Origin of the sequence: Trichocoleus sp. FACHB-46 (assembly GCF_014695385.1) — a bacterium.
Taxonomy (GTDB): Bacteria; Cyanobacteriota; Cyanobacteriia; order FACHB-46; family FACHB-46; genus Trichocoleus.
The window spans coordinates 274812-300845 of record NZ_JACJOD010000030.1 but is presented as its reverse complement, the minus strand read 5'-3'; the positions used below and the strand labels follow the sequence as shown (position 1 = coordinate 300845).

The 26034-nt window shown below is 48.1% G+C and carries 19 protein-coding genes and 1 tRNA gene; 9 read left to right on the top strand and 11 right to left on the bottom strand.

Annotated features, from left to right (window positions below; translation table 11 throughout):
- Positions 1-186: 186 nt before the first annotated feature.
- From nrdJ (H6F72_RS17815) to H6F72_RS17800, 4 genes are all read left to right on the top strand, one after another.
- Positions 187-1392, top strand: a complete 1206-nt coding sequence (nrdJ, locus tag H6F72_RS17815) for a ribonucleoside-triphosphate reductase, adenosylcobalamin-dependent (protein ID WP_190438440.1) — start codon at positions 187-189, stop codon at positions 1390-1392.
- A gap of 384 nt (positions 1393-1776) precedes the next feature.
- On the top strand, positions 1777-2640 hold the full coding sequence (locus tag H6F72_RS17810) for a hypothetical protein (RefSeq protein WP_190438437.1): 864 nt from the start codon (positions 1777-1779) through the stop codon (positions 2638-2640).
- Positions 2641-2649: 9 nt separating this feature from the next.
- Positions 2650-3714 (top strand): ribonucleoside-triphosphate reductase, adenosylcobalamin-dependent, encoded by a 1065-nt coding sequence (gene nrdJ / locus H6F72_RS17805; RefSeq protein WP_199299144.1) that lies wholly within the window; start codon positions 2650-2652, stop codon positions 3712-3714.
- 102 nt (positions 3715-3816) lie between these two features.
- Positions 3817-4035, top strand: coding sequence for a hypothetical protein (locus H6F72_RS17800; protein WP_190438435.1), 219 nt, complete (start codon positions 3817-3819; stop codon positions 4033-4035).
- 77 nt (positions 4036-4112) lie between these two features.
- On the opposite strand, the gene H6F72_RS17795 is transcribed toward H6F72_RS17800, so the two are convergent.
- The 3 genes from H6F72_RS17795 to argC form a co-directional block, all read right to left on the bottom strand.
- Positions 4113-4382 carry a GlsB/YeaQ/YmgE family stress response membrane protein gene (locus tag H6F72_RS17795; RefSeq protein WP_190438434.1) on the bottom strand — a complete coding sequence of 90 codons (270 nt, stop codon included), beginning with the start codon at positions 4380-4382 and terminating at the stop codon, positions 4113-4115.
- A 32-nt stretch (positions 4383-4414) separates the two neighbouring features.
- The gene (locus H6F72_RS17790; protein ID WP_190438433.1) at positions 4415-4684 is read right to left on the bottom strand and encodes a GlsB/YeaQ/YmgE family stress response membrane protein; all 270 of its coding nucleotides are present in this window, start codon (positions 4682-4684) and stop codon (positions 4415-4417) included.
- A gap of 192 nt (positions 4685-4876) precedes the next feature.
- The gene (gene argC, locus H6F72_RS17785; RefSeq protein WP_190438431.1) at positions 4877-5935 is read right to left on the bottom strand and encodes an N-acetyl-gamma-glutamyl-phosphate reductase; all 1059 of its coding nucleotides are present in this window, start codon (positions 5933-5935) and stop codon (positions 4877-4879) included.
- Between the two features lie 381 nt (positions 5936-6316).
- Between argC and ribBA the strand changes: the two genes are divergently transcribed.
- The 3 genes from ribBA (at position 6317) to H6F72_RS17770 (ending at position 10868) form a co-directional block, all read left to right on the top strand.
- Entirely contained in the window at positions 6317-8017 is a 1701-nt protein-coding gene (gene ribBA / locus H6F72_RS17780; RefSeq protein ID WP_190438429.1) for a bifunctional 3,4-dihydroxy-2-butanone-4-phosphate synthase/GTP cyclohydrolase II, read from the top strand.
- A 35-nt stretch (positions 8018-8052) separates the two neighbouring features.
- Positions 8053-9456, top strand: a complete 1404-nt coding sequence (gene trmFO, locus H6F72_RS17775) for an FADH(2)-oxidizing methylenetetrahydrofolate--tRNA-(uracil(54)-C(5))-methyltransferase TrmFO (protein WP_190438426.1) — start codon at positions 8053-8055, stop codon at positions 9454-9456.
- Between the two features lie 296 nt (positions 9457-9752).
- Positions 9753-10868 carry a murein hydrolase activator EnvC gene (locus tag H6F72_RS17770; protein ID WP_190438424.1) on the top strand — a complete coding sequence of 372 codons (1116 nt, stop codon included), beginning with the start codon at positions 9753-9755 and terminating at the stop codon, positions 10866-10868.
- A gap of 84 nt (positions 10869-10952) precedes the next feature.
- On the opposite strand, the gene H6F72_RS17765 is transcribed toward H6F72_RS17770, so the two are convergent.
- On the bottom strand, positions 10953-12572 hold the full coding sequence (locus H6F72_RS17765) for a DEAD/DEAH box helicase (protein WP_190438420.1): 1620 nt from the start codon (positions 12570-12572) through the stop codon (positions 10953-10955).
- A 396-nt stretch (positions 12573-12968) separates the two neighbouring features.
- On the opposite strand from H6F72_RS17765, the gene H6F72_RS17760 reads away from it, so the two are divergent.
- A tRNA-Arg gene (locus H6F72_RS17760) sits at positions 12969-13041 on the top strand.
- A 150-nt stretch (positions 13042-13191) separates the two neighbouring features.
- Here H6F72_RS17760 and kaiC read toward each other — a convergent pair.
- The 3 genes from kaiC to H6F72_RS17745 all read right to left on the bottom strand — a co-directional run bounded on the left by kaiC (position 13192) and on the right by H6F72_RS17745 (position 16171).
- Complete coding sequence (gene kaiC, locus H6F72_RS17755; RefSeq protein WP_190438417.1) at positions 13192-14760, bottom strand: circadian clock protein KaiC; 1569 nt, start codon at positions 14758-14760, stop codon at positions 13192-13194.
- 88 nt (positions 14761-14848) lie between these two features.
- Positions 14849-15166 (bottom strand): circadian clock protein KaiB, encoded by a 318-nt coding sequence (gene kaiB, locus H6F72_RS17750; RefSeq protein WP_190438414.1) that lies wholly within the window; start codon positions 15164-15166, stop codon positions 14849-14851.
- Between the two features lie 69 nt (positions 15167-15235).
- On the bottom strand, positions 15236-16171 hold the full coding sequence (locus H6F72_RS17745) for a circadian clock protein KaiA (RefSeq protein WP_190438411.1): 936 nt from the start codon (positions 16169-16171) through the stop codon (positions 15236-15238).
- A gap of 593 nt (positions 16172-16764) precedes the next feature.
- On the opposite strand from H6F72_RS17745, the gene H6F72_RS17740 reads away from it, so the two are divergent.
- On the top strand, positions 16765-20373 hold the full coding sequence (locus tag H6F72_RS17740; RefSeq protein WP_199299142.1) for an ATP-binding protein: 3609 nt from the start codon (positions 16765-16767) through the stop codon (positions 20371-20373).
- A 3-nt stretch (positions 20374-20376) separates the two neighbouring features.
- Here the strand turns inward: H6F72_RS17740 and H6F72_RS17735 are convergent, their stop codons facing one another.
- The 4 genes from H6F72_RS17735 to H6F72_RS17720 all read right to left on the bottom strand — a co-directional run bounded on the left by H6F72_RS17735 (position 20377) and on the right by H6F72_RS17720 (position 25843).
- Positions 20377-21486 (bottom strand): LptF/LptG family permease, encoded by a 1110-nt coding sequence (locus H6F72_RS17735; protein ID WP_242016999.1) that lies wholly within the window; start codon positions 21484-21486, stop codon positions 20377-20379.
- A gap of 81 nt (positions 21487-21567) precedes the next feature.
- Positions 21568-23181 carry a glycosyltransferase family 39 protein gene (locus H6F72_RS17730; RefSeq protein ID WP_242016998.1) on the bottom strand — a complete coding sequence of 538 codons (1614 nt, stop codon included), beginning with the start codon at positions 23179-23181 and terminating at the stop codon, positions 21568-21570.
- Positions 23178-25040, bottom strand: a complete 1863-nt coding sequence (locus H6F72_RS17725) for a glycosyltransferase family 39 protein (RefSeq protein ID WP_190438408.1) — start codon at positions 25038-25040, stop codon at positions 23178-23180. The genes H6F72_RS17730 and H6F72_RS17725 overlap by 4 nt, the downstream gene beginning before the upstream one ends.
- A 143-nt stretch (positions 25041-25183) precedes the next feature.
- Entirely contained in the window at positions 25184-25843 is a 660-nt protein-coding gene (locus tag H6F72_RS17720; RefSeq protein WP_199299141.1) for a hypothetical protein, read from the bottom strand.
- Positions 25844-26034 lie beyond the last annotated feature (191 nt).

Genomic DNA, 26034 nt, shown 5'->3' with positions numbered 1-26034 from the left:
TGCAGAGATTCAAGATCTGCACCGCACTCCCAAGTGAAGTTCAACCGATATATACTAAAGTGCTCTGCTTGAAGCTCTTTTGAGCAGTAAAGCGCTATCGATAGTGCAAATTTCTATTTGTTTTAATTTCTCAGCGCTATATCTGTAAAATATTCGGTTTAGGCTCATAACAGCGGGACTTTATCTATGGTTCAAGATCTAGAGCGGGTACGCCCAACTAGCCAATTCCCTGAAACAGCACCCACGGCTAACGCAGTGTTCTTTAGGACTTACAGCCGTAGAACCGACGGTCGGCGTGAAACCTGGGAACAAGTCTGCGATCGTACAATTGAAGGCATCGCCAAACTGGGTAAGCTCACCGACGCCGAAGTCGATTTGCTGCGACGGATGCAATACCAGATCAAAAGCTTGCCATCCGGTCGTTGGCTGTGGATTGGGGGCACCGACTGGATCGAAAAACAAGAAAACTTTTCCGGTGCTTACAACTGCACCAGCACCAACGTGATTGACTGGCGGGCTTTCGGCTTGATGATGGATCTTGCCATGCAAGGCTGCGGCACAGGTGCCATTTTAGAACCCAAGTATATCAACCGCTTACCTGCCATCCGCAACCGATTAAATGTCACCGTTGCAGGCGAAATCGGCACCACTCCCGCCGAGCAGCGCCGCGCCACTACGGAAGTCAAGATTGAAGGCAACCAAGTTCAAATCAACGTGGGGGACAGTCGCCAAGGTTGGGTGAAGTCCTATCAGTCTTTGCTTGAACTTTCTAGCAGCGATCGCTTCTCTGGTGAAGTCCAAGTAGTCGTAAATCTAAGCGATGTCCGTCCGGCGGGCGAAACCTTAAAAGGTTTTGGTGGTGTTGCAAACCCGATCAAGCTCCCCGAACTCTACGATCGCTGCGCCACAATCTTGAACCGCGCCGTGGGTCGCCAGTTAAACTCTGTGGAATGCTGCCTGTTGATCGATGCTGCCGCTGTGACGATTGTCGCCGGAAACATTCGGCGCAGCGCAGGTATGCGTCAAGGGGATAGCGACGATGCAGAATTTGCAACAGCCAAGGATAACCTATGGCAGCAAGACGCAGAAGGTAACTGGCGCATTGACCCCGAACGTGATGCTCTACGGATGGCAAACCATACGAGGGTGTTCCACCGCCAACCCTCTGAGCAGGAGTGTATCGAAGCAGTTCGCAAGCAGTTTTACTCTGGGGAAGGCGCGATTCAATACGCACCAGAAGCGATCGCTCGGGCTAACTGTGACTTACTTGACACCCCTGAGAAGCGAGAGAAGTTTTTGAAACTCTATGGGGAATCTAGAGAAGCAGCCAAGTCTTACTTGAAAACGCTCTTAATTGAGAGCAAAAACACAACAAGTAACGGTTTCAATTAGGAGATACCAGATGTCAATCAATATGGATGCGATCGAACTTGAGCTAGAACACAGAATGTCCTGCTACGGACTCAATCCGTGTGGTAGATAATTTTGCCTCACGTTAAAAACCCGGCAAAAACGGGGAAGGCTGAGATGCTAATCCCGTGGTAACTAGAAGCCGTAAAACGCTTTTAGCACCGTACAGAGTAGAAAGTGAACCTAAAAGATTAAGTACTTTTGTACTATAATTTTCTTTTAGAATATAATCTTTCCATGAGTGTCGGGCTATCAATGAACGGAAGAACTTATTGCGGTCACTACAAGGGTTACTACCTTAAGTCCACTCTGGAATACATCTATGCTAGATATCTCGATTATCTAAATCTTGCCTGGAGCTATGAGTTGAAAACGTTTCAGCTTTCCAATGGCGGAAGTTACAAGCCAGACTTCTACCTGATAAATTCCCAAGAGTATGTCGAGATTAAAGGTGGATTTAACTATGCACTTGATCTACCAAGAATTCAGCAATTTGAGGTTGATCAAAATGTCAAAGTTAAAATTTTTCAAGAGCGGGACTTGAGGCTGCTTATCAAAGCAACTCCATTTGTATTTGAACAGCTTAAGCAAGAGTGGAAAGACTTGGCTGGAGCCTTTGGAATGGACACATCAGGCGAGAATAACCCTCGGTATGGTGTTAAATTCTCAGATGCAACCAGAGCCAAAATTGCCGCAAAAGCAAAAGCAAGAATGTGTGACCCTGAGTATAAGGAGAAATGGCTGGCTAGCAATCTGGCTCGTCTCAAAAGTACTGAAAATATCCAACGGCTAAGAATACTGAACGAGCGATTCGTCAAAGTTAGTCTTACCTGTAGGTTTTGTGGTAGTACTTTTGAAACTACGCCAGGTAAAGCTGAGAAACGTCTATATTGCTCTCATCGCTGTGCTGCCAATGGTGAGTTTTCCAAATTTGCTCACGGTGAGCAAGAGAAAATTCAGCAGGCAGCTCTTGAATTTGCTAGAGACAATGCTGAGGCAATTTTGAGAGCTAAGCTCAACAAAATTAAGCCTGTTTTATCTGGTTTTTATCAGCAAGCCTATCAAATCTCTGGAATTCAAGATGAGCGCACGTTAAGCAAGGTGCTGCTTGGACGGATGACAAATCGCAAGGAAATTCTCTACTACTTCCGTTCTTTGGTAGAAAAGGTACTCGGAGCTAACGCGAATGATGAAGCGTTAGAACTAGGGGATAAAGAGCCTCTAGGATAACAAAAAAGATTGGAAATTATCGGCTCAGATTTTCACTGCAATTTAGCGGAGGTACATCTTAATCAGCTAGACCCTCATAACCCACAAGAACAAGAAGAAGCGTTTAAAGCAGGAGCGCTCTCTGTGGCAGCGCTGTTGAATCATCAATTTGTGGAAGAGCGCTATCAATGGTCACGGGAAGTTGACCCGATTGTTGGGGTTTCTTTCACTGGGCTGTTTGACTTTTTTGTCAGAGCTTTTGGTGTGGACTGGTTGCACTGGTGGGAAGCAGGCAGACCCGATACAGTGGCTGGCTTAGAGTTTAAGCAGAAGGAGCAAGCCTATCTGTCACGCTGGAAAGAAGTTGTGCATCGGGTAGTGTGGGAATACTGCGATCGCCACGACATCAAGCGTCCTAACCGTTGTACCACTGTGCAGCCTTCCGGTACTAAATCATTACTGACAGGCGCATCTCCCGGTTGGCACCCACCTAAAGCTCAACGCTACATTCGCCGGATTACGTTCCGCAAGAATGATCCTGTGGCACTGGCTTGTATTGAATACGGTTACAGCGTGGTGCCGTCTCAGTCTGATAAAGACGAAAATGGCAACCTGCTGAATGATCCTTTTGACCCACGGGTAACAGAGTGGCTGGTAGAAATTCCAGTCGAAGTGCCTTGGGCCAACTTGCCAGGGGCTGATCAGATCGCGATCGAGAAGTTCTCTGCGGAAGCACAATTCGACTTCTATATGCAGGTGCAGAAGCACTACACCGCCCACAACACCAGTGCCACGGTGGAGCTGCGAGAAGATGAAGTTGAGCCACTAGCCCAACGGATTTATCAGGCGATCGCCAACCAAGAAGGCTACATTAGTGCGGCCCTCCTGGCTCGCTTTGATGCGCCTTTCCCCCGTTTGCCTTTTGAGAAAATTGATCAAGAAACTTACGAACAGTTGCAGCAAGGGGTGCAGGCACGCCGTAGAACCGACAACTTCTATACGGCCTTAAGCCGCTATGACTCTGGAGAAGCCACCGTTGAAGGACCAGCAGGTTGCGATAGCGACAAATGCATGATGCCTGAGACAAAAAACTAGGGGAGCGTTACGCTAAGAGTGTTGTTGCTGCTGTTAATTTCGACAGGGCAAAATCACTTTTTAATCTAGTTCTGCAAAAGGTTTCTTGTCAGGAGTACTTCCATGTTTGTTGATGAACTTACACCCATTTTCAAAGAATTAACTCGACAGCCAATGGCTTTTCTAGGAGGACTAGTTTCTGGTGTTTTTCGGCTAAACCTGGCTGATGACCCAGTCAAAAGCTGGCTAGATCAACAAGCGGGTACTTCAACTCACACCACGTTCAATCACGAAACTCCGAACGGTCGGAATAATGGTCCCCAGTCGATTTCAATCGATTAAAGTCCATTTAGAGCCCATAAAAAAAGAGTCAGCTTTGAGTCTGGCTCTTTTTTATTTGTAGTCTGAAGCATGCTTACCTAAGCAGCGCGTCGAGTCAATAAGCTCCATAGGAAAAGGGCAATCACTGCGCCTAGAACTGCCAGAAATATACCCCCTAATGTCAGCCCAGTAGCAGCAAACTGGAAGGTTCCGGTTTGCAGGAAGACGCCCAAGCTACCACCAACTAAAGCCCCAATAATTCCTAACAGCATAGTGCCGACAATACCGCCACCTTGATGGCCTGGATAGATAGCTTTAGCGATCGCGCCTGCAATCAGTCCTAAAACGATCCAAGCAATAATGTTCATAATTTTTTCCTAAAACTATTAGGGCTTTGCCGCTAAACTGCACGTCTAGTAAACAAGTTCCAGAGCCAAATCGCGACAATTGCACCTAAAACTGCGACAAAAAGTCCTGGCAGGCTAAAGCTGGTTGCAGTTAGTTGTAGGCTTCCGGTCTGTAATAGCGTGACTAACGTTCCGCCAACAAAAGCTCCTATAATGCCAATCAAAATGGTGCCTAGAATTCCACCAGCTTGATAACCCGGATAAATTGCTTTAGCGATCGCACCTGCAAGCAATCCTAAAATAACCCAAGCAATAATATTCATAAGAGAATGATTTCCTAAAAATATTATGTTTACCGAATTAACTAATAGATTAACCACTTCAAGATCAAGCAGCATCTGTCAGCAGATGTAACCTTAAAAACTTAAAAACAGTCACTAAAAAGGAGTAGATATTAACACCTACTCCTTGAAGACTTTGAGTTTTAATTTATTTTCAGTCGCAGTAATTTGGCTTTAAGGATAGAAACTTAACTGAGGTAATCCTAATGTTTCATTCCAACCCATCATCAGGTTCAAACACTGAATCGCTTGACCTGCTTGACCTTTCATCAGGTTGTCAATCGCAGACATCACAATAATGCGATCGGTGCGTGGGTCTACCTCAACACCGATGTAGCAGAGGTTGGTGCCAGTGGCCCACTTAGTTTGCGGATATACACCACTTGGCAATATTTTCACCCAAGGTGAGGAGCGATAAAAAGCCATGTAAATTGTGAGCAAATCCTCACGGACCAGACCTGGGTCTCGCAGCGTTGCATAAACGGTAGACAAGATCCCGCGAACCATGGGGATGAGGTGGGGCGTAAACTGCACCAACACCTCATGACCCGCCAAATCACTACAAACCTGCTCAATCTCTGGTGTGTGGCGGTGGCGAGCCACTCCATAGGCGGCGAACGAGTTATCTGCTTCTGCCAAAAGGAGATTTGTTTTAGCTTGCCGTCCACCGCCAGAAGTGCCTGACTTAGCATCAATCACAGCCGTTTCAGGCACAATTAACCCTTGCTTCAACAAAGGAGAGAGCGCCAATAAGCTAGCTGTGGGGTAACAGCCTGGACAACCTACTAGCTGAGCCTCGGCAATGCGATCGCGATACAGCTCAGGCAAACCGTACACCGCTGTTTCTGCGATCGCCTGATCGCTGCGCGTCTTACCGTACCAATTCTCGTAGGTTTCTAAATTGGAAAATCGGTAATCGGCGGATAGATCTAAGACTTTGCAACCTTTTTCCAATAAAGCGGGTGCCATTTGGCAAGCTAATCCATTGGGCAAAGATAAAAAGACAACCTGACAGCGTGCCGCAATCTGATCGAGATCAATCGGCTCGATGATCAAGTCAACTCGATGATTGAGATGAGGGTAGAGCTCACCAAAGGCCTTTCCCGCACTGCTCTCTCCACCCAAGTAAACAAGTTCAACTCCTGGATGATCAATCAGAAGTCGTACTAGCTGTACGCCGCCATAACCCGACGCGCCAATAATCCCAACGGGCACGCGTCCTACATCACCCATGATATTTGGCCTTATTTGAGGTTCAACAGTAAACGCTTAACTTTTGCTGCATTGTAGTACCTAAAGTAGCAAGTTGGTCTACACAATCACCATGATTTTTTCAAGTTATTAGCGCCTCTGATTAGCCCCATCACCTTCGGCTAATATTGAATCTCTAGTATCAGAAGCTACCCCTCTAAATTGCCCTCTAGTAGGGCATAACTTTACTAGGTCAGTATCTAGATCAGTCGCCTGAGTTAAGGTGCTAGTTTCACCAGCGCGACTTGGCAGAAAGCCGAGTTTACCAGGGCTTTTGCAGCGCTCTACTTCGCTAAACAGACTACAATCGAAGCATAGGTAAGCTTTAAAAAACTTTACGGTGTCGTTACTTTGAGTTTCTCCGTGGAATCGCCTCAAACCGCCTCAACCCAACCTTTCAAGTTTGATGCTATTGATGCTGCTTTGGCTGACCTCAAGGCAGGGCGTGCCATTGTCGTAGTTGATGACGAAAACCGGGAAAATGAGGGCGACGTCATTTGTGCCGCTCAATTTGCGACACCTGACATGATCAACTTTATGGCAGTGAAAGCGCGAGGGCTGATTTGCTTGGCGATGACAGGCGATCGCCTCGACGAACTCGATCTGCCCTTGATGGTCACGAACAACACAGATAGCAATCAGACTGCTTTCACCGTCAGCATTGATGCGTCGCCCCAGTTAGGAGTCAGTACCGGGATTTCTGCCGAAGACCGGGCTCGGACCATCCAAGTTACCATCAACCCCTCCACTCGCCCCGACGATTTGCGTCGTCCCGGACATATCTTCCCAATTCGGGCGCGCGAAGGTGGAGTGCTGAAGCGGGCAGGCCATACCGAAGCAGCGGTTGATTTGGCTCGCTTAGCAGGTTTGTACCCATCGGGTGTGATCTGTGAAATTCAAAATCCCGATGGCTCAATGGCTCGTTTACCAGAGCTGATTGAATATGCTCGCACTCATCAACTCAGAATTGTCAGTATTGCCGACTTAATTAGCTATCGCTTGCAGCATGAGCGCTTTGTCGGTCGAGAAACTATTGCCGAACTGCCGACAGAATTTGGGCAATTTCAGATCTACGCTTACCGCAATGCCCTCGATAACTCTGAGCATGTGGCGATCGTCAAAGGCGACCCTAGCCAGTTTGGTGACAAGACGGTGATGGTGCGGATGCACTCGGAATGCCTGACCGGCGATGCGCTCGGCTCTCTGCGTTGTGACTGCCGTATGCAACTCCAAGCTGCCCTGAAAATGATTGAGAACGTGGGTCAAGGCGTTGTGGTGTATCTGCGGCAAGAAGGTCGCGGCATTGGCTTAATTAATAAGCTTAAGGCTTACTCATTGCAAGATTTAGGGCTAGATACCGTCGAAGCCAATGAGCGTTTGGGATTTCCCGCTGATCTGCGGAACTATGGCGTCGGAGCACAAATTCTCAATGACTTAGGTGTGAAGAAGATTTGTCTCGTCACCAATAACCCTCGCAAAATTGCTGGATTGAAGGGTTACGGTTTAGAAGTTGTCGATCGCGTCCCTCTACTCATTGAAGCGACTCCCTACAATTCCACGTACCTAGAAACCAAAGCCACCAAGCTAGGTCACATGCTATTGCAGACCTATTTAATGACGGTGGCGATTCATTGGCAAGATCAGCCCAAGTCTGCCACTGAGCGTTACGATCGCCTAGAAAAGTTGCGGCACTTAGTAGAAGCTCACGATTTGCTACTGCAAGAAGAAGCCCGTCCTGTCGCGATCGCCCTCTTTGGCAAACCTTCGCTTACAGTGCATGTAGGTTTTGACCAAGCCAATGTTGCTGCTGCGGATTGGTATCAGCAACCCACTCATCCTTATGTCCAAGCGATCGCCAGGATCTTGGATAATCTAGCCAGTTGGCCGCAAATTCAAAAAGTGGAGTTTCTCATTTCTCCCGGTTCTGACCCGCTCAAGAGTTTGCAAGTGCAGCTCGATCGTCACAGCTTTGCCTTAAGCCAATTGCCTTCTGCCGTCTGCGACCAACTAGAAACGCAAGTGATTTATAGCTTTTCCACAGACGCTACTTCATCCGCTGCCTAAAGATTTTGCTGCTTAAAGATTAGGAGAGTAATTCAGTGCATAGTTCGCTCAGCACCACTGGCACCCCACCGATCCACGTCATTGGGGGAGGCTTAGCCGGGACAGAAGCGGCTTGGCAAATTGCTCAAGCTGGGATTCCCGTCGTTTTGCATGAGATGCGACCGGAGCGCTTAAGCCCAGCCCACCACAGCGAACACTTGGCCGAGCTAGTCTGTAGTAACTCTTTCGGTGCCCAATCCAGCGATCGCGCTGCGGGTCTCCTCCACGAAGAATTGCGTCGCCTGGGTTCCATCATCATTGGCAAAGCCGATGAGCATGCCGTTCCTGCGGGGGGAGCTTTGGCGGTCGATCGCGGTCAATTCAGCCAAAACCTCACAGAAACTCTCTCCAGTCATCCGCTGATCGAGTTACGCCGGGGAGAAATCCAGGATATTCCCAGTGAAGGGATTGCCGTCCTCACCACTGGCCCGTTAACCAGCCCCGATTTGGCAGAAGCGTTGCGGCACTTCACGGGGCTGGAGTACATGAACTTTTTTGATGCGGCCAGTCCCATTGTGGTGGGGGAGTCGATCAACTTCGACATCGCCTTTCGCGCCTCTCGCTACGATCGCGGGGAAGCTGCTTATTTGAACTGCCCGATGAACCGGGAGCAGTATCTCCACTTCTGGCAAGAGCTATGCCAAGCTGAGCAAGCGGAACTCAAAGACTTCGATCGCGAAACCGCTAAATTCTTTGAAGGCTGCCTCCCGATTGAAGAAATGGGCAAACGGGGTGAAGACACCATGCGTTATGGCCCGCTCAAACCCGTAGGTTTGTTTGACTCCCGCAGAGGCGACTTCCGCGCCCCAGAGAATCAAGTGCATCGGCCTTACGCGGTCGTGCAACTGCGACAAGAAGACAAAGCAGGACAGCTTTGGAATATGGTCGGTTTCCAAACCAATCTGCGTTGGGGTGAGCAAAAGCGAGTCTTTCGCCTGATTCCAGGGCTAGAAAATGCCGAATTTGTCCGTATGGGAGTTATGCACCGCAACACCTTCATCAACGCACCAGAACTGCTAACACCCACTTTGCAATTCAAGCAACGGCAAACTCTACTCGCCGCTGGCCAACTCGTCGGGACGGAAGGCTATACTGCGGCGGCGGCTGGTGGTTGGTTAGCGGGAACCAACGCGGCTCGTTTAGCTCATGGTCTAGATCCGATCGCCCTACCGGGGACTACGATGATGGGTGCGTTATTTGAGTTTATTAGTTCTGCTTCACCCAAGCATTTCCAACCTATGCCGCCCAACTTTGGCATTCTGCCTGAGCTAGAAAAGCGCATCCGTAACAAGCAGGAGCGTTATGGTTGCTATCGCGATCGCGCCCTAGCCGATCTATCCAGTTGGAGCACGCAACATCAAATTTCGCTAGGCCAGTCAGAATGTTTGGCTAGCGTCTAACGCTGGCGCTCGGTCATTAGAGGATGAAAGGCGATCGCCAGATTGACCAGGAAGCCAACTAAAAAGTGACACGACTAACCTGAAAATCTGCTACTAGTAGTAGGTCAGTTTTCCTGCTCTATCTTGGCCCGCTTGCCCTAATTTGTGTGACGTTGATTCAGCTCCTCAACCTTAATAGTCTTCGAGCTTGGCTAAGTTTGGCCAAGTGGTTTAAGTGCGCTCTGGTTTTCAGTTTAATTTGCAGCTTTTGGCTGAGCGGTTTAGCAGCTCCAACCTACGCGACTCCCACAGCATTCATGCAAGTTCCTCAGTCGGTGGCTCAAACTGATGGAGCACTAGAAACATTACAAGAGCAACAAAAAGCAGTCGAAAAGCAGCGCTCAGAGATTCAAAAAGAGCGCGATCGCGTTCAGAAACAGGAAAAAGCAGCCAAGAGTCGGATTGGCACGCTTCGCCAAAACCTGCAAGTGACAGATGTGCAAATCAAAGACAATCAATATCGGTTGCAGTTAGCCAAGAAGCAACTCAAAGAATTGCAAGCAGATTTAGCGATCGCCGAACGCACTTATCAGAAACGCCAGTCTGCGGCAGTAGCTCGCTTACGATTTCTCCAGCGTCAGCAAGGAAGCCAAGGTTGGGCAGTGCTGCTACAAAGCCAAAACCTGAATGATTTTTTAGATCGTCGCTACCGTTTGAGAAAGGTGTACCAAGCCGATCGCAACGCTTTAGCCCAACTTACTGCTGAGTCTCGCGATCTTGTAACCCAAAAGCAGCAAGTGGAACAGAAAAAAAATCAAATCGCCCTCCTCGCTCAGCAATTGTTAGCCCAACAATCAGAGTTGCAAGCTCAAACCCAGTCAGAACAAGAATTAGTGGAGCGGCTCCGTTCCGACCAATCGGCTTTAGAGGCGGCAGAAGCCCAACTGGCTCAAGATTCCGAGGATTTAACTCAACTGATTTTGCAGCGGGTGGCTGAACAAAGAGCCAAAGACGCAGCAGCGGGGCGAGGCAGCATTGTGATTCGGGGGACAGGTTTGATGAGTGTTCCCTGTGATGGCCCGATCACCAGTAGCTTTGGCTGGCGGACGCATCCGATTTTAGGCTATGAGCGGTTTCACTCTGGCATTGACTTTGGTGCGGACTATGGCAGTACGATTCGGGCTGCTAATGCCGGAATTGTGATTTATGCAGGTTGGTATGGCGGCTACGGCAACGCTGTAGTCATCGACCACGGCAATGACATCACCACCCTCTACGGACACGCTAGCGAACTGTATGTAGCTGAGGGACAGGTGCTGCAACGAGGTCAGGCGATCGCATCCGTTGGTTCTACAGGACTTTCCACTGGTCCCCACCTACACTTTGAAGTACGGCAGGCTGGAGAACCAGTAGATCCGATGAATTATTTTTAATGTCTGAATAAACGCGACCTAACCCCCAGCCCCTTCCCTTCAGGGAAGGGGAACCAGATTCGCAGAATTGCACGAATAGTATAGCTATCCAGCAACTAGTTCTAGTTCAGCTTCACTACTTTGTTCATCATTGACTCGTCTCAACGATGCTTTGTTAAACGCTGGAAACTTGAGCTGAGGGTATTGAGCTTTGGCTTGGCGTAGCTCCTCAAAAATGGGGTCATCCAATCCCGTGACCACGCACCAAACCCGCGATCGCGTTAAAGCGACAAATGCTTCATTGCGCTTATGTAGTTCGCTTTCTTGTTTCCAAGCTAGAGGCCGAGTGGCACAGTGAAAGCGGCAGGCATAGACTTTCCAAGCTTCGTTGCCTTTGGCGCGATGGATATTGGCTAAAGTCACCTGTCCAGGTCGCACAAATTCATTACGATTTGGCTCTCCACCCGCTACGAAACCTTTGACATCATAGGCGGTCAGTTTGGCTTGAAAGCTTTGCCAATACTGCTTCTCATTCTCCCCAACCAAAGCTGTAATTAAAATATCGCTAGGTTGAAGGCCGTGCCGCAAGTCATTCACAATTTGCTGCGCGATCCATTCTTGTTCTTCGGCTTCTGTTACAAAGGTTTGCAGACTTAGCAACTCCGCGATCGCTTCCCGCGCTTCAAAATTTTCCTGGTCAATCGGATGCAGGTTTTTATCCGCAGGTCGGGCGATCGTCACTTGTTGCCCTGCCTGAACGCTAGCCTCGGTAAAGTCACCCTCTAGCACCTCATAGCCTAGCTTTCGCCACTCCGCTTGATTGCTCACCCCTTGCAGCGGTCCCTCAGCTCTTAGTAACCCCATGTTGACGGCTTGTGCCACCATCAGTAGCAGTTGGGGCGTGCGATAACAGCGATTGAGATTTTCAGACTTACGAATTGTTGTTCCTTCATAGAAAAAGGAGTGATTGCGTCCCAAACCTAAATCTACAACTGGAGACCCATCCGCCTCACGACCAAAAACTTGAACAGGTTCTGGCACCGTTAAGGAACCCATTCCCTGCGCCTCGTCATAAGCCCAATACAGGCGCTTCGGTGCCATTAGGGTGTTGCGAGCTAGCCGATAAAAAGCAAACGGCAGGTCTTGGCCTTCATCAATAAAAACTGCATCATACAAACAAGGCACCGGAACTAATTGCCGCTCCAAGCCATTACAGACATACTCAAACGCTTGAGCAGGTGAAACCTTACCAATTTCTTGTTCTACATCTTTTACATTTTTGGGCTTGATACCAGCAGCGATCGCCAAAGTACGATAAAAACCGGGTTGATCTTTAGCGCCCCAAGCATGCAAAACCTTGAGCTTATCCCAGTTTGGCGCTCTGTCCGTCAGCTCTTGGTAATACCGCCCGATCCGTTCTTCAATAATTTGTTGGTAAAGCGATCGCGTAAAAAAGACAAAAGCAATATTCCAATCCGGATGCTCCGCATGGATTTTGGCTGCTCGTTTAGCGAACAAAACTGTTTTACCTGTCCCTGCTAATCCTCTGAGGCGCTGTGGCCCTTCTGGATATTCAAAAGCAATTTTCTGTTGTTCTTCATCTAAAACTTTGACTCGCGATTCTAAGTTCTGAATCACCCGAATTGGACTATTAGTCGCAGTTCCTTCGGGAATTTCTCGTGGCAACGTGACTGGCAAGATTTCGACAGTAGTTTGGTGAGTCATAATTTACGTTCATCAGGGTAGATGCAAAACCCAGCGAAACTTAGCAGAAAAAGTTCAGAAGCCTTCTCCACATCAAGCTCGCTTAGTTATTTATTTTTTGAAATAATTTCAGTAGTTTTAGCGTTACTTTTGGCTTACAAAGCTGCTTTAACACAGACAATATTGAAACCTTGAATCAGCAGAAAACTACACGGCAGCTTTGCTTAACATGCCCCGCCGCAATAGCAAATAACGGAGAAATTTTTAAGTTTTCAAAAATTTTGTAGGTCGCTCAGATCAGCCTTGCTGTCAAATTTGGGCTAGAGGTTGAGTGAGCTATTGGCCGCTGTTAGTCCGCAAACTTCAGATTTTTCTGATTTGCGATCGCTTTACGTGATACAATTACAAAGGAAATTAGGGCATGTAGCTCAGTGGATAGAGCATCAGGTTCCGGTCCTGAGGGTCGGGGGTTCGAATCCCTCCATGCTCGCTTTATTTGAAGCGACAAACTGAACGATCTTGGCGAAATGCTTCTCTAGTTCTGCAAAGAGAAGCATTTCGCTAAGATATGCTTTTTGGGAATTTGAGGCCAAAACCTAGGTTGTGGAGCTGTTACAGTCTATGCTTCACAACCTGAATTTTACAGTTCTAAATCACTCTCAGTTTTATCCTGCACGCCTTTGACAATCCGAGATAACTCTGTTTTCTCGTCGAAGGCTACGCGAGTAGGCGAACCACTGATAATGCCTTCATAGTTGCGGAAAGAATCGCGAATCTCTGGTCCCTGCTCGCTGATGGTATATTCTCGAATCCCTTTCTCATGCCAGGAGCCACGCATCTTAAAGACATTAATTGCTCGCGCCATCTCACCCCGAATTTCTACATACTGCAACATCAAGATCGTGTCAGTAATCGTAGAAATGTGAGAATCAGTAATCGAATGTGACCCCATAAAGTGATCAGTGGTGTTTGTAAAAAAGCCAGTAATTTCTTCCTGCTTGGCAAAACCTGTCACCCCAATAACAAACTGACGAAACGCATTATTGCTGACGCCACGGGCTAAAGCTGAGAGAGAATCAATAGCAATCCGCGTGGGTTTAAAGTCAGCAATTTCTGACTTAATAATTTGAAGATGATCTTCTAGCCCGGCTGATTCCGGATAAGCACAACGAATTTTCAATAACCCTTTTTGTTCTAGATCCTCAAAATCAGTTCCCCAAGAATAAGCATTACGAGAAAGTTGAGCCCGCGACTCCTCGTAAGCAAACAGCATGGCCCGCTCGTTTCGCATGCAACCTTCTTGCAAAAACTTGCTTACCAACAAAGTTTTGCCTGTACCTGTTGCTCCAGTTGCCAAAATAATCGAATCCTTAAAAAAGCCACCTCCACACATTCTGTCTAGCGTCTTGACCCCCGAGGATACTCGTACGTTAGAAGAGCGTTGGGTAAGCCGCATAGCGCCTAGCGGGAAGATATTGATACCCTGATTTGTAATGGTAAATGGGTACTCCCCTTTCATGTGGGTCGTGCCACGCAGTTTCAGAATCTCAATAGTGCGCCGCCGCCGTTCACCTTCTAAAACGTTGCGGACGATCGCGACGTTATCGGACACAAATTCTTCCACCCCAAAACGTGCGACGGGGCCGTACTCTTCGATTCGCTCGGTTGTCATAATGCTGGTTGCGCCTAACTGTTTTAGGCGGGCCACTAAGCGAAAAATTTCTCGCCGTACCACCGAGGCTGCATCATACTGCTGAAATACAGCGGTAACAGAATCAATTGAAACCCGCCGAGCTTTGTATTTACGAATTGCGTATTGAATACGTTCAATTAGAGCAGAAAGATCAAAATTGCCAACCACATCCTGGCCTTCTGGATCAGGTGAAGCATCTAAAATAAAAAGCTTGCCGTCATCAATTAGTTCTTGAAGATCCCACCCAAAACTAAAAGCGTTTTTAATAATATCTGCAGGAGATTCTTCAAAAGTAACAAAGACACCCGGTTCATCAAATAAAGTAATTCCGTTATATAAGAACTGCACTGCCAGCAGGGTCTTACCCGTTCCAGATGTGCCACTAACTAATGTAGTCCTGCCTACCGGAAGACCTCCATGACTGATGTCATCGAAGCCTTCTATCATAGTGCGAATTTTTTTGACTCCTACTGATAATAGATCTTCTTTCTTTCGAGTTTGATTATCTGGATTCATAGCCTTTTAAGTTTAGCTTTTGAAGTCTGCTCTAAAAGTTCAGCTTTTCTGGGAGAGAAGATAGATCAGTAAAACTCAATTCTAGAGATTACTCGAAGTTAGAATCATCCTCGTGCAACTCATCGTATAGAAGATCTAGGCCGATCAATACTCTCTCACGATCGGACAAATCTCCTACAATTTTACGGACAGGCGGCGGCAAAATTTTAGCCAGGGTAGGAGTAGCCAAAATTTTGTCTTCTTCGGCCAGTTGGGGATTTTTTAGCACATCAATCACTTTTAGAGCATAGACTCCTTGAAACTCTGTCTCCAAAATATTATTGAGAGTCTTTAAAGCGCGAATTGAGTTGGGGGTATTGCCAGCAACATACAATTTGAGAATGTAAGTTTTTTTCAAGGAACTCATGAATTTGGTCTACTCACTTCTAGCAGGCTTAAGCAATGGTTTCTAAAAACAGAGATAGACAAAAAATCATTAGAAATCTCTGGGGATGGAGCGACGGTACATCTCACATAGGTGAGCAATTGTATCAATTAAGGTGAGACGATAGTCAAGCAAGATGTCATCACTTCGGCCTTCTAGTTTTAACTGCTTCGAGAATTCATCGATTAACTCCATATGAACTTCCACGATTTGCGAGACTGAAACATCTGCAAAGAAAGCCATGTTAACGAAGTCATCAATTTTTTGGTTGAGTTGCTCTTCCCCAGAGAAGTAGATTAAAACAATATTGCTATAGTTTGACTTCAACTTTTTTAAAAATTTTTGTTTTTCGTCGGGGGGCAAGTATCGCAGAAAGTTTTTGTGTTCTCTTTTGTAGTAAACACTTAAATATCCCAACCGCTCTTTCAATTTTTCAGTTAAACGCCGCTGTTGCAGCATCAAAGAGTTTTGGCTAGTTAGCTCAGCCACAAGATCGGAAGCAGGTTGGAGACTGGGAGTGTGGTGCGTCGGCGACAACTTTAAGAACTGAACGATCGCTTGGTGGATCAACTGAACCATGCGATCGACCTCAGTAATCGATACTTCTACGGTTGCGATGTGGTATGTGCAGCTTAAACTGGTTTGATGAATTTGGGCAGTATTGGGCGCAGGCAGAATTGATTCAGTAGGATTTAGAGTTTCCAACTGTTCAGATTCATGACTCCGTGTCGCTGTCTCAGATTTCAGCACGACAGCAGGCAATAAGATAGCTCGTCTTTGGAGCTGCTCAACAAGGGAATTGAGGTTCGAGCTTGCTTGCAAAATTAAGCAGTCAATCTGTTGTTTTTCTAGCTCAATAAAATCAAACAACTCATTTTCAGAGCTGAATTGGGTGACTCTGTAGCGATCGCCACTTAAGAGTGCAGTTAGAGATTGAGCGAGGTCACCAGAATTCAGCAAAGTTGAAATTGACAGTTGAGGATACACAACCGCGCCAGCTTGAAAAAACTAAGTGGATACAAATTACTACTAAGTCTTATTAGCAATACCAAAAATAATAATTAACAAAAGCAATGAGTTAAGGAAAGTTAGAGAATTTTTCGTCAAATCAGGTAGCAATCTTAACCAATCTTAACTCCAAATGCAGCAACAACCGTAATCAATTGTAATTAGTTATTCCGTTGGGCTTTCTTGAGGAGCGCCATAATGAAGCAATACTGTCAGAATTGGAATTTTCGAAGCTCATAGCCTGGTCAGGTCCAAACCAATCACTGATCCCAAATATTTATTAGGTGATAGCTTTGATCTACAGACAGTAGATTACCAATTTTGCATCGTTGTATCCCACCATTGCTCTTTGCTTCCATCAAACAGAACTAGTCATTCAATAGGGACTCATTTATCGCTTCAGCTTACTGCCCTTGCTACCGAGCCAACCCATTGGAGCTAGTCTCCATTAATTAATGCACACGACTCCTCTCAGTTCGTTCATTGAATCAGTTCCAACCTGTTCCCAGTCTGCTACTGTGTCAGCGGTTTTGCGCCTTCTGAATCAAGCGAGCTGCGAGCGATTAGTCGTCGTGGATGAAAGAAAACAACCGATTGGCTTGCTCAATTGGCCTGTTCTAGTTTCCTACTTGGGAGGGGAGCAGCCGATGGACGGAGTAGAACCGAGTGCGATCGCAACACTCAATCTGCATCAACCTATATCAGCAGTTGATCTACCGATTATTACGCCATTATCAACCTTACCTGCTGCTTGGAGCTTGAGTCAATTCTGGTCTCATCTAAAGGCAGCAGAGCGACCTGCTGAGGCTTGGGCTCTAGTAGATTTAGCCGGAGAGTTTCTAGGACTACTGAATTATTCACGGCTTTTGCAGTTATTGGCTCCCCTACTTACCCCTGGCGCTGAGGTCATACCCAACAGCCCTACAGCAACCCACGTCACCGCCACAACTGCAAGAGAATTGGCCGAGCCACCTGTAACTCCATCGGCTACCTCGGCACCCATACAGCCTCTGGCTCTCTTAATCCGACTTCTAGAGCAGATCCCTTTGCCTTTGATGGTGCAAACTAGCACAGGGCGAGTTTTACATCACAATCAATGTTGGCAACAGCAGATTGGGGAGCTTTCGGAGCTAACAAGACTTAGACAAGCGGCTGGAACGATTCTTAACACTACAGTAGATTCTCCGCTTTCTGAGTTTGGCGGTTCGCCCAACCAGCACTCTCAACCGAATATTCCAGAAGTTGATCCTGAGGCATGGCCACAGTCCGCTACTGGGACTAACCAACCGAACCATTCTCCCACTTGGCAGCGATCGCCTACGGTTCGGCCCCAAGATGTTGCAGGCATAACCAACAAGGCCAAGGGTTGGAGTGAAGCAGAGCGATCGCTTTCCACACAACTCAACCAACAGATTGGTCGCATGCGCTCGGGCAGTGCCAAGTTCCGCCAAACGCATCCTGGCGTCACTTTGCTCAATCAACAACTGTTGTCTTCTAGAGCCCAACCGGGAACTCCCTTGAAGCTACAGCAAGCATCTTTCGCCAAATGGTCCTCCAAGTCTCCCCCTAGCACTTCCTCATCTGAGCAGCAAGCTGGACTGCTGTCATTCTTTGCCTCTTCAATCGCGCAATATCACTGTCAAGTAGGAGCAGCAGAGGATAGTTGTATTTGCACCTGCCCGACTGACAACGGTCAAGAGCGGATTTGGCAATTTAGTAGAAGTCTGCTTGATTTATCGACTTGGATTGGGGATCAGCCAAACGAGCAGCAACCACAGCCCGTTCCAATAGCCACCACCTCGACTTCACCGTTTCAACTTGCAGACCTAGGCACAAGCCCTGTTGGTACTTTGGGCCAGTCGCCCCCTGCGCTACCAAGCTTCTCACCTCAGGAAGCTTTATGGTTGGTGCTAGCTCAAGACCATACAGACCAACAGGTCAACCGCACTTTAGCCGCGAAGAATGCTGATTTAGTCCAGCTCAACCTCTTAAAAGACGAATTTTTGGCCTGTATTAGCCACGAGCTAAAAACTCCGCTAACTGCGGTTTTAGGTTTATCTAATCTCTTGAAAGATCAGGTGCTAGGCCCTCTAAATGAGCGTCAGGCTCGTTATGCCAGCCTCATCTATCAAAGCGGGCGGCACTTGATGACGGTAGTCAATAACATCTTAGATTTGACTCGGATGGAAACGGGTCAGCTAGAGCTAGCGATCGCGCCTGTCAGCCTTAAGTCAACCTGCGATCGCGCGCTTGAACAAGCGTATCAACTGCAATTTCCCGAAGAAAAAGCTTTAGTTGAGCACATGGTCGAAGCGCCTTCAATGGTGCCCTGCACTCTGGAAATTGAGTCTGATCTGGAGAGCATTGTGGCCGATGAAGTGCGTTTGCGACAGATGCTGGTTAATTTGCTATCCAACGCCATCAAGTTCACCGAGGTTAGTGGCAAAATCAGCTTGAAAGTCAGCCGTTGGGAAGGCTGGGTTGTCTTCACTATTTCCGATACAGGCATTGGAATTGCAGCAGACAAGCAGCACCTAATTTTTCAAAAATTCCAGCAGCTGGAAAATCCCTTAACTCGTCGTTTTGAAGGGACAGGATTGGGGTTAGCCATCACCCAGCGATTGGCCCGACTGCATGGAGGAGATGTCACGTTTATTTCCAAAGAGGGAGAAGGGAGCCAGTTTACATTACTGCTACCACCAAGCCCTCCCCAACCAACCCTAGGTGTGCCATCGCGCGATAACTCCAGCCACAATCGCTTGGTGTTGATTGTAGAATCGGTGGCTCAATTTATTGAAGGATTAGCGGATGAGCTTACTAGTCTAGGCTACCGAGTGGCGATCGCCCGCTCTGGAACCGAAGCGCTAGAAAAGGCTAGACGCTTGCAACCCTGTATTGTTTTTCTCAATCCCTTACTGCCACTTCTTTCGGGTTGGGATGTGCTGACTCTGTTGAAGTCGGATGCAGAAACTTACCATATTCCAGTCGTGATCACTGCGACCAAGGCTGAACAAGCTCAAGCAGCCCGTTATCAAGCTGATGGTTTTCTTTGCTTACCCATTCAGAGCCAAGCCCTACAAGATCATCTGGCTCACTTGACCACCTCAGTTGCCAACTTAGACTCAACTTCGCACTCAACTCGTAGATTAACGGTGCTTTATTTGAGTAGTGTTGAAGCTTCTATGCCATCAGACTCAATGCAGCATGGCTTAGTGCAACCAACTTCATCGCCCTCGATCTCAGCGCCCGAAGCATCTAACCCTTTAAACCCAGCTTCCAGAGTCATCAGCAGGCTCAGCAGTTTACTCCAGCAACATCACCACCGCATTTTAGAAGCAGATGATCTCGAGCAAGCTGAATTATTAGCGCGAGTTTGGCGGCCTGACGTTCTCCTAATCGACCAAGCGATCGCTGAGTTGCCTAGCTATTTCCAAACGCTAGCTCAACAGACTGCTTTAGCCTCCCTACCGTTAGTGACACTCACCAAAGCCGCTACCCAAGCCGCAAACCAAGTACCAGGTTTATCTGTTTTTCCTTGTTTAGCCGCTCCCAATTTTGACTTGACCACAAATTCGGACCCGACTAATTCAGAAGCAGCCGCTCTAATGCAGGCAATTCAAGTGGCTGTCGGACTCAACTGGCAACCCAGCGTTTTAGTGGTGGATTTGTTACACTTGCCCGATTTAGTCACCGATACTGCCAGCTCAGCCCCTGAACTAGCAGCCAATCTTTCAACCACGCTCAAGGATGCAGATTGGTTACAAGCTTTAGTGCAATATCTGCAAACAGCAGGCTTACGGGGGCTCCATAGTCACTCATGGGCGGAAGCGCTACGACAGTTACAGCATCAAAGCGCTGATTTATTACTGATTTGCCTACGAGGTCATCGCACTTCTCCAGTGGTGCTTCAGGCCCTAGAAACTCTCAACCAACTACAGTTACCAATTCCCATCTTGGTCCTTGATCAACGGCAGCTTGCGAACCAAACACCACCCTGTGCTGAACCCAGTTTGTTAGAAGCCGCAGCAATGACAAACATGGCGGACATGACGGATATGGTGGAGCTGACCACAGTTTTAGGGGCGATCGCAACTCAGATTCTCCCCTCGACCCTACCTGTAGAAGAGCTGTTAGAGCAAATTTATCAAGCCCTGTCCCAAGCTCACCAAGTTGCTGATTAACTGCTATCGAGCAGCGCGAATCAGTAGCCCCCCACCTGCGGTCAGGCCTACGAGGATCGGTAACCAGCCAGCTAAAAAGGGAGAAAATGCTCCTGTTTCACCTAAGGCATTACTCACAAAAGCAATTAAATAGTAACCAAAAATAATCAAGATGCTAATGCCAAAGCCAGTAGACGTATTAGTACGACGACTGGTAGTGCCTAGAGCCGCCCCGACCAGTCCCAACGCTACGCAGATGAAGGGAAGAGCTAGTTTCTCTTGAATTCGTACCCTGTACTTACGAATCTCTTTTTTCTCATCCCCTTTCTGCTCCAAAAGTGCCAAGCGTTCTTGCACCTGAGCAATATTCATTTGATCTGACTTGCGCTTTTTATTCGCTAAATCTAGAGGCGCACGAGGTAAGCGGAGTTGGTGGCGCTCAAACTTGAGCAAATTTTGCGACGAGCCATCCGGTGCCACAATGTAAATGGTACCATTGGCAAAATCCCAGGTGCTCTGCTGCGCATTCCACACCGCCGATTCGGCTTCTACAATTTGATTCAGCTCTTCTTTTGAGAAGTCAAGAATAGTCAAATTTTGCATGCGCTGACCATCGAAGTCATGGGCATAAAAAATGCGAGCCAGTTTTTTCCCCGAAAACTCTTGATAGAAAATATTTTTCTCTTGAAATGCCAGCTTATCTTGGCTTAATGCCTTTTCTAATAAAATTTCTCCCTGATAGTTACTGCTGGGAACTACCAACTCGTTGAGGAAAAAAGTCATGCCAGTCGCAATCAAGCTGAGCATCAAAGCAGGCACCATTAGCCGATAAACGCTGACTCCGCAACCCCGCAGCGCCACAATTTCGCTATCCCCCGATAGACGACTGTAAACCATTAAGGTGGCCAGCAAAATTGACATGGGAAACGAGAGGGTGACAAAGTTTGGCACCTGGAGCAAAAAGATCTGTATAGCCGTCGCGAAGGGAATCCCAGCATCTGTAATCTTCTGCACCAAGTCAAAGAAGACCCCTACTGCTAAACCGATCGCCGAGAAAGCGGCTACCCCAAATAAGAAAGGTGGCAGCAATTCTGCAATGAGATAGCGGTCCATGATGGAAGGCTTTAAACCCATCCCAATGACTCCTTGCCCTTAACTTTCAGGTGAGATGTAAGTAAGAATTTTAAGTAATGTGGCAAAACAAATTGAGGGCGATCAATTTCCATAGGGTCGGGGGTAAGGCTGAAGTAGGTTTTTCGCTCGGTAAATGTAAAAGACTTGGACGATCGCACCCCCCCGCCGAATCGGGACATCGGCAATTTTTTCGATGCTGCTGAAGTAGCCTTGGTATTTCGCCAACCCAGTTTTGCCCTGGAACCGCTCAGAGGTAATGTAGAGCGCGTCTTTACCAACCCACTCATTTGGCTTGGACCAAAAAGCAAAGCCGCGCAGATCTTCACATAAACAACCAATGGGTTTAGGTTCCAGAGGCTCTAAAGCCATCGCAATCTGTCCACCTAAGAAATAGCGATTGGTAAAGATAAAATCAGTCTCTTGCAGAGCTACTCGTAGGGTGGGGTTGTCGGCGAAGCCTCGACGTAACTGCTGCACATCTACTAGTTGTGTAGAGGAATCTTCCTTAGGAGACCACATTCCCCCCAAAAAAGCATAATTGCTGGTGGTTTGAGCAATGCCAAACGCCACATGCAGCAGCGCAATCAACATCAAAGCAATGATGGTAGTTCCAGACACAACTAGCCAACGTTGAACGGCGCGCGGAGCTTGCTTCTGCCATAGAGCCGCTTGATAACCCAACAGTAAAGTGGCACCCCAAAATCCTGGCATCGGCCAAGTTGGCAAAATCTGCTGATAACCGCCAATCAAGGTAAACACCAAGATAACGGGCAAAGACATCCAAAGAATAAACCGCTGTTTGCTATGCAAATTGAGATCAATCCCAGATTTGCGTCGCCAAGGCTGCATAATTTGTTTGCCCGCCTGACGCAGCGTTACCCACCACAGAGGAAAGCCAAAGGTGGGAAATAGGTAAGCAACTCCGAGCAAAAAGGTACCGAGGAGAGCCAGTAGATCGTACTGATCCCTGGGAACCGCTCGCCCAGACTGAAACCGAAATGAAACCCAATCTCGCTGCCAATTCCACACCAGCATGGGGGAGAGAGTGACAGCAAACAGCCCTACGCCAAGGGCCATCCAAGGGGAAAGAAGGGCCGAGCGATGACGATCGCTGGTTAAGCAAAACCCAACTAACCCGAACCCCAGCAGAAAGCCGTGATACTTACCTAAACAAGCCAAACCGACCAAAACACTAATCAAAGCCAATCGCCAACTGGGTCGGTAGCTTTCGGGAACCCGAAAAAATTCCCCAGCAGCGACATAAAGGGTAGCAGCCCAGAAAAACATTAACGGCGTATCGGGCACCGTCAAAGTGCCAAAGCCTACCTGAAAGATTGGAATGGCAGTAGCGATCGCCAGGGTCAGGGTGGCCACTTGTGCAGAAAACAGCGTGGCACTAGTCAAGTACAGAAAGATCAAGGCTCCGGTGTAAAGGAGCAAAGTCCCAATCCGGATCGTGAACTGGGAAACTATCCCTGTGAGCCAAGGCCCCAATCCAGTGCTAAGAGCCACCAGCAGCGGATGGTCAAAATAGCTCCAGTCTGGGTGGAGCACATAAAGGTAGTAGTAAGCCTCATCAAAACCAGGATAGAGCCAAGCCGCAATCGTGGCTCGTACCAGCAATCCCCCGACCAGCAAAAAAACTACCCACTGATTCAACCGGGAAGTTAGCCACTTTTGTGCTGCCTGCATCATGGCTGACCTGTTTTGGGAACTCGAATCAGTTGATAAATTCCAGATTGAGCGATCGCTTGATATTGCGTAGGCTGCAAACCCGATCGGGTTAAAGCTCTTTGCGAAGTAATCACCAAGGCAGAACCTGGAGCCGTTGGTTGGGCGATCGCTTGCTGAATTTCGGGTGCGGCTGTTTCCGGGTTCATCAAGAAATTGACGGGTCGCTCTGTATAAAACACCAAACTAGGCTTGTGAAACCCACGCACGATCATTAGTAGCGGTTCCTGGGGCTTTTCCGCCTGGACGGCAGCAGCCGCCATTTCTCTCAGGGGTAACTGCCGTTCCGCGTCCACAAGGAAGGACATAGGAGTCACGAACCAGAGCAGAAATGCCGCAAACCCAATCAGGCTAACGCCCCAAAACCATTGTGCTTGCCGTTTTAGTAACAGGAGAAGCCCAGCGATCGCGCTAATCCCCCAAATAATTGCCCCCCACTCTGCCAAGCCTGCCTGTTCCATGCGCGCGCCCAGATTAGGCATCGTGGGGTCATCGCTCAACCAGTTAGGGCTATAGAAACAAGCGGCTGCTAGCACAGCAAATAAAGCGATCCCCGCGATCGTACTGAGCTTTAAGCTGCGTGATTGTTGCTGCCCAATTTCCGCTTGGGCGATTTGCTCACTCCACCACAGCGCCACCAAAATCGCAGCGGCAGGCATGGAGGGCAGCACATAGCTGAAGTACTTGGTTGCAGCAATCGTGAAAAACCCGAGGACAACTGCAAACCAAACGCCAGCGAACAATCCTAAATGAGTTGAGCGAGGTTGCTGTTGCCAAGCTCCACGTTGCCAAAATTGTAGACGAGCGATCGCGGCTGGCAAAAACACCGACCAAGGCAAAAAGCCCACCAACACTATCAAAAAGTGGAAATACCAAGGGCCGCTGTGCTGATTCACCACGCTGGTAAAGCGCTCTACGTTGTGGTAACCAAAAAACGAGTCAATGTAGGCTTGCCCGTTAGCCAAAATCACCAACACAAACCAAGGCACACTTAACCCTAAAACAATCAAAGCTCCCCAACCAAGTTTTACTTCTCGTAAAACTGCTTTAAAGTGACCGACATAGAGCAGGAAAGCAGTGATGATCATCCCAGGCAATACCGCTCCCACAGGCCCTTTCGTCAGTACCGCCAGCCCAATCAGGACATAGAAAGTCAAATACCAGCGAGTTTGAACTTTGGAGTTTTCGGTATGGGCATATCCCAGAAAAAAGGCTAGCAACGAGCCACTCATACAAAGGCTCAGCAGCATGTCCGAGTAGCCCGTCCGTCCAAAAAAAAACGTGTAGGGATGCAGCGCCACCATTGTGCCCCCTAGCCCAGCCGTCAGCCACAGTTGCCAATCTCGACCAACGTCACTACTCTGCTTTGGTGCTGTTGAAAACTCTAATGAGTGATCTGGTAGCTCTTGAGCCCTAGCTTTTGAGCATCTGTGAGGCCAGCCAAACAGACGTAACGTATAAAAGCAAAAACAGCTCAAGGCAAATCCTGCCAAAGCCGAAGGCAGCCGAGCGGCCCACTCATTCACCCCGAAGGCTTGAAAGGCGATCGCCATCAGCCAATAAATCAGAGGCGGCTTATCGAAGCGAGGCACCTCATTAAAAAAGGGTGTAATCCAATCGCCCGTCACCGTCATCTGGCGTGCAGCTTCCACAAACAGCGGCTCAGTTTCATCAATTAAGCCAATGCTGCCCAAGTGCCCAAAAAACGCAATCCAGCCAATCAACAGTAACCAAGCGATCGCCAAAGCCCAAATGAGCGCTGATCCCTGCTTCTCGTCACGCTTCAACAAATCTGCAATACGGCGGCCCACACTCAATTTCATCCAAAATGTCAACAAGGCAATACTAGGGACGACAGAACTGGTTTTTAAGTTCTCCAGTATTATCATCCCATCCGTGAACCTAAGACTTCTAGCTTCTCAAGCGATCGCAGACCGTAGCTGCCTGAGATTCACTCAAGATTTACTCAACGTTGTAAGCTTAATTGCCACTCGGAGTTTTGGTCATTCCACAGGGGTTGGTCAGTTTCTCCAATGACATAAGGTCCCCAGTAACGGCGTGATCCATCTTGGGCGAACGCCACCAAAACATCTCCCTTTTTCAGTTGTAAATTTCCCTCTGGCAAGGACAAAGCTAAACCCTGAGCGCTGCCCTCGCCGGGAGCAAAATCCCAATGAGCCGGTTGGCCATAGACGGGTGCCTTACCAGTAGGCGCTAAGGAAGCTTGGGCAGAGTTAGCTAGAGATTGTTGCGCTAGCAGAGCGACCCGAACTGGATGATCGGTGGTGTTACTCACTCGCAAGCCGCCAGGATTAGGAGTCGCATTCAAGCGAGCCGGGCTACTGTTGGCAGCAACCTGGGTTGGAGCTGTACCCTGCTGAACCAGGGGATCAGCATCAGGAGAGGACACAATAGGATTACCTGTAGTCGATCGCATGGCGACTTCAGTAGCCGACTTCTGAGTCAGTGGAACAGCCCCTGAGATCACAGAGGCATCTGGTCCTACAGGACTAATCGAAATCCCTACTTCCAGCCAACCCAAAGCTAAAGCCGCTGCGCCCAAAACTAACCCTGTCCCCGCGATCGCAGCTATCGGATAGGCGATCGATTTCATCTGCTTGTTCACTTGCCCCCGCTCCATGGTGTGCCCCCTACCCCAGTCATCGAAACTCTTACGTTGGAATTTATTACGCCACTAAACGCTGCAACACTCGTGCCGCAAATTCATACCATCCACCTCACTCCCCTGCTTCAGGCAATCTTCACCTGCACAGGAGTTATATACTTTGTCACTAAGATATTTTTTTGAGATTTTGC

Coding starts and splice junctions, on each gene's coding strand:
- nrdJ (WP_190438440.1), top strand. CDS start 187: ATGGTTCAAGATCTAGAGCGGGTACGCCCAACTAGCCAATTCCCTGAA.
- H6F72_RS17800 (WP_190438435.1), top strand. CDS start 3,817: ATGTTTGTTGATGAACTTACACCCATTTTCAAAGAATTAACTCGACAG.
- H6F72_RS17795 (WP_190438434.1), bottom strand. CDS start 4,382: ATGAACATTATTGCTTGGATCGTTTTAGGACTGATTGCAGGCGCGATC.
- H6F72_RS17790 (WP_190438433.1), bottom strand. CDS start 4,684: ATGAATATTATTGCTTGGGTTATTTTAGGATTGCTTGCAGGTGCGATC.
- argC (WP_190438431.1), bottom strand. CDS start 5,935: ATGGGTGATGTAGGACGCGTGCCCGTTGGGATTATTGGCGCGTCGGGT.
- H6F72_RS17770 (WP_190438424.1), top strand. CDS start 9,753: ATGCAAGTTCCTCAGTCGGTGGCTCAAACTGATGGAGCACTAGAAACA.
- H6F72_RS17765 (WP_190438420.1), bottom strand. CDS start 12,572: ATGACTCACCAAACTACTGTCGAAATCTTGCCAGTCACGTTGCCACGA.
- kaiC (WP_190438417.1), bottom strand. CDS start 14,760: ATGAATCCAGATAATCAAACTCGAAAGAAAGAAGATCTATTATCAGTA.
- kaiB (WP_190438414.1), bottom strand. CDS start 15,166: ATGAGTTCCTTGAAAAAAACTTACATTCTCAAATTGTATGTTGCTGGC.
- H6F72_RS17735 (WP_242016999.1), bottom strand. CDS start 21,486: ATGGGTTTAAAGCCTTCCATCATGGACCGCTATCTCATTGCAGAATTG.
- H6F72_RS17730 (WP_242016998.1), bottom strand. CDS start 23,181: ATGATGCAGGCAGCACAAAAGTGGCTAACTTCCCGGTTGAATCAGTGG.
- H6F72_RS17725 (WP_190438408.1), bottom strand. CDS start 25,040: ATGAAATTGAGTGTGGGCCGCCGTATTGCAGATTTGTTGAAGCGTGAC.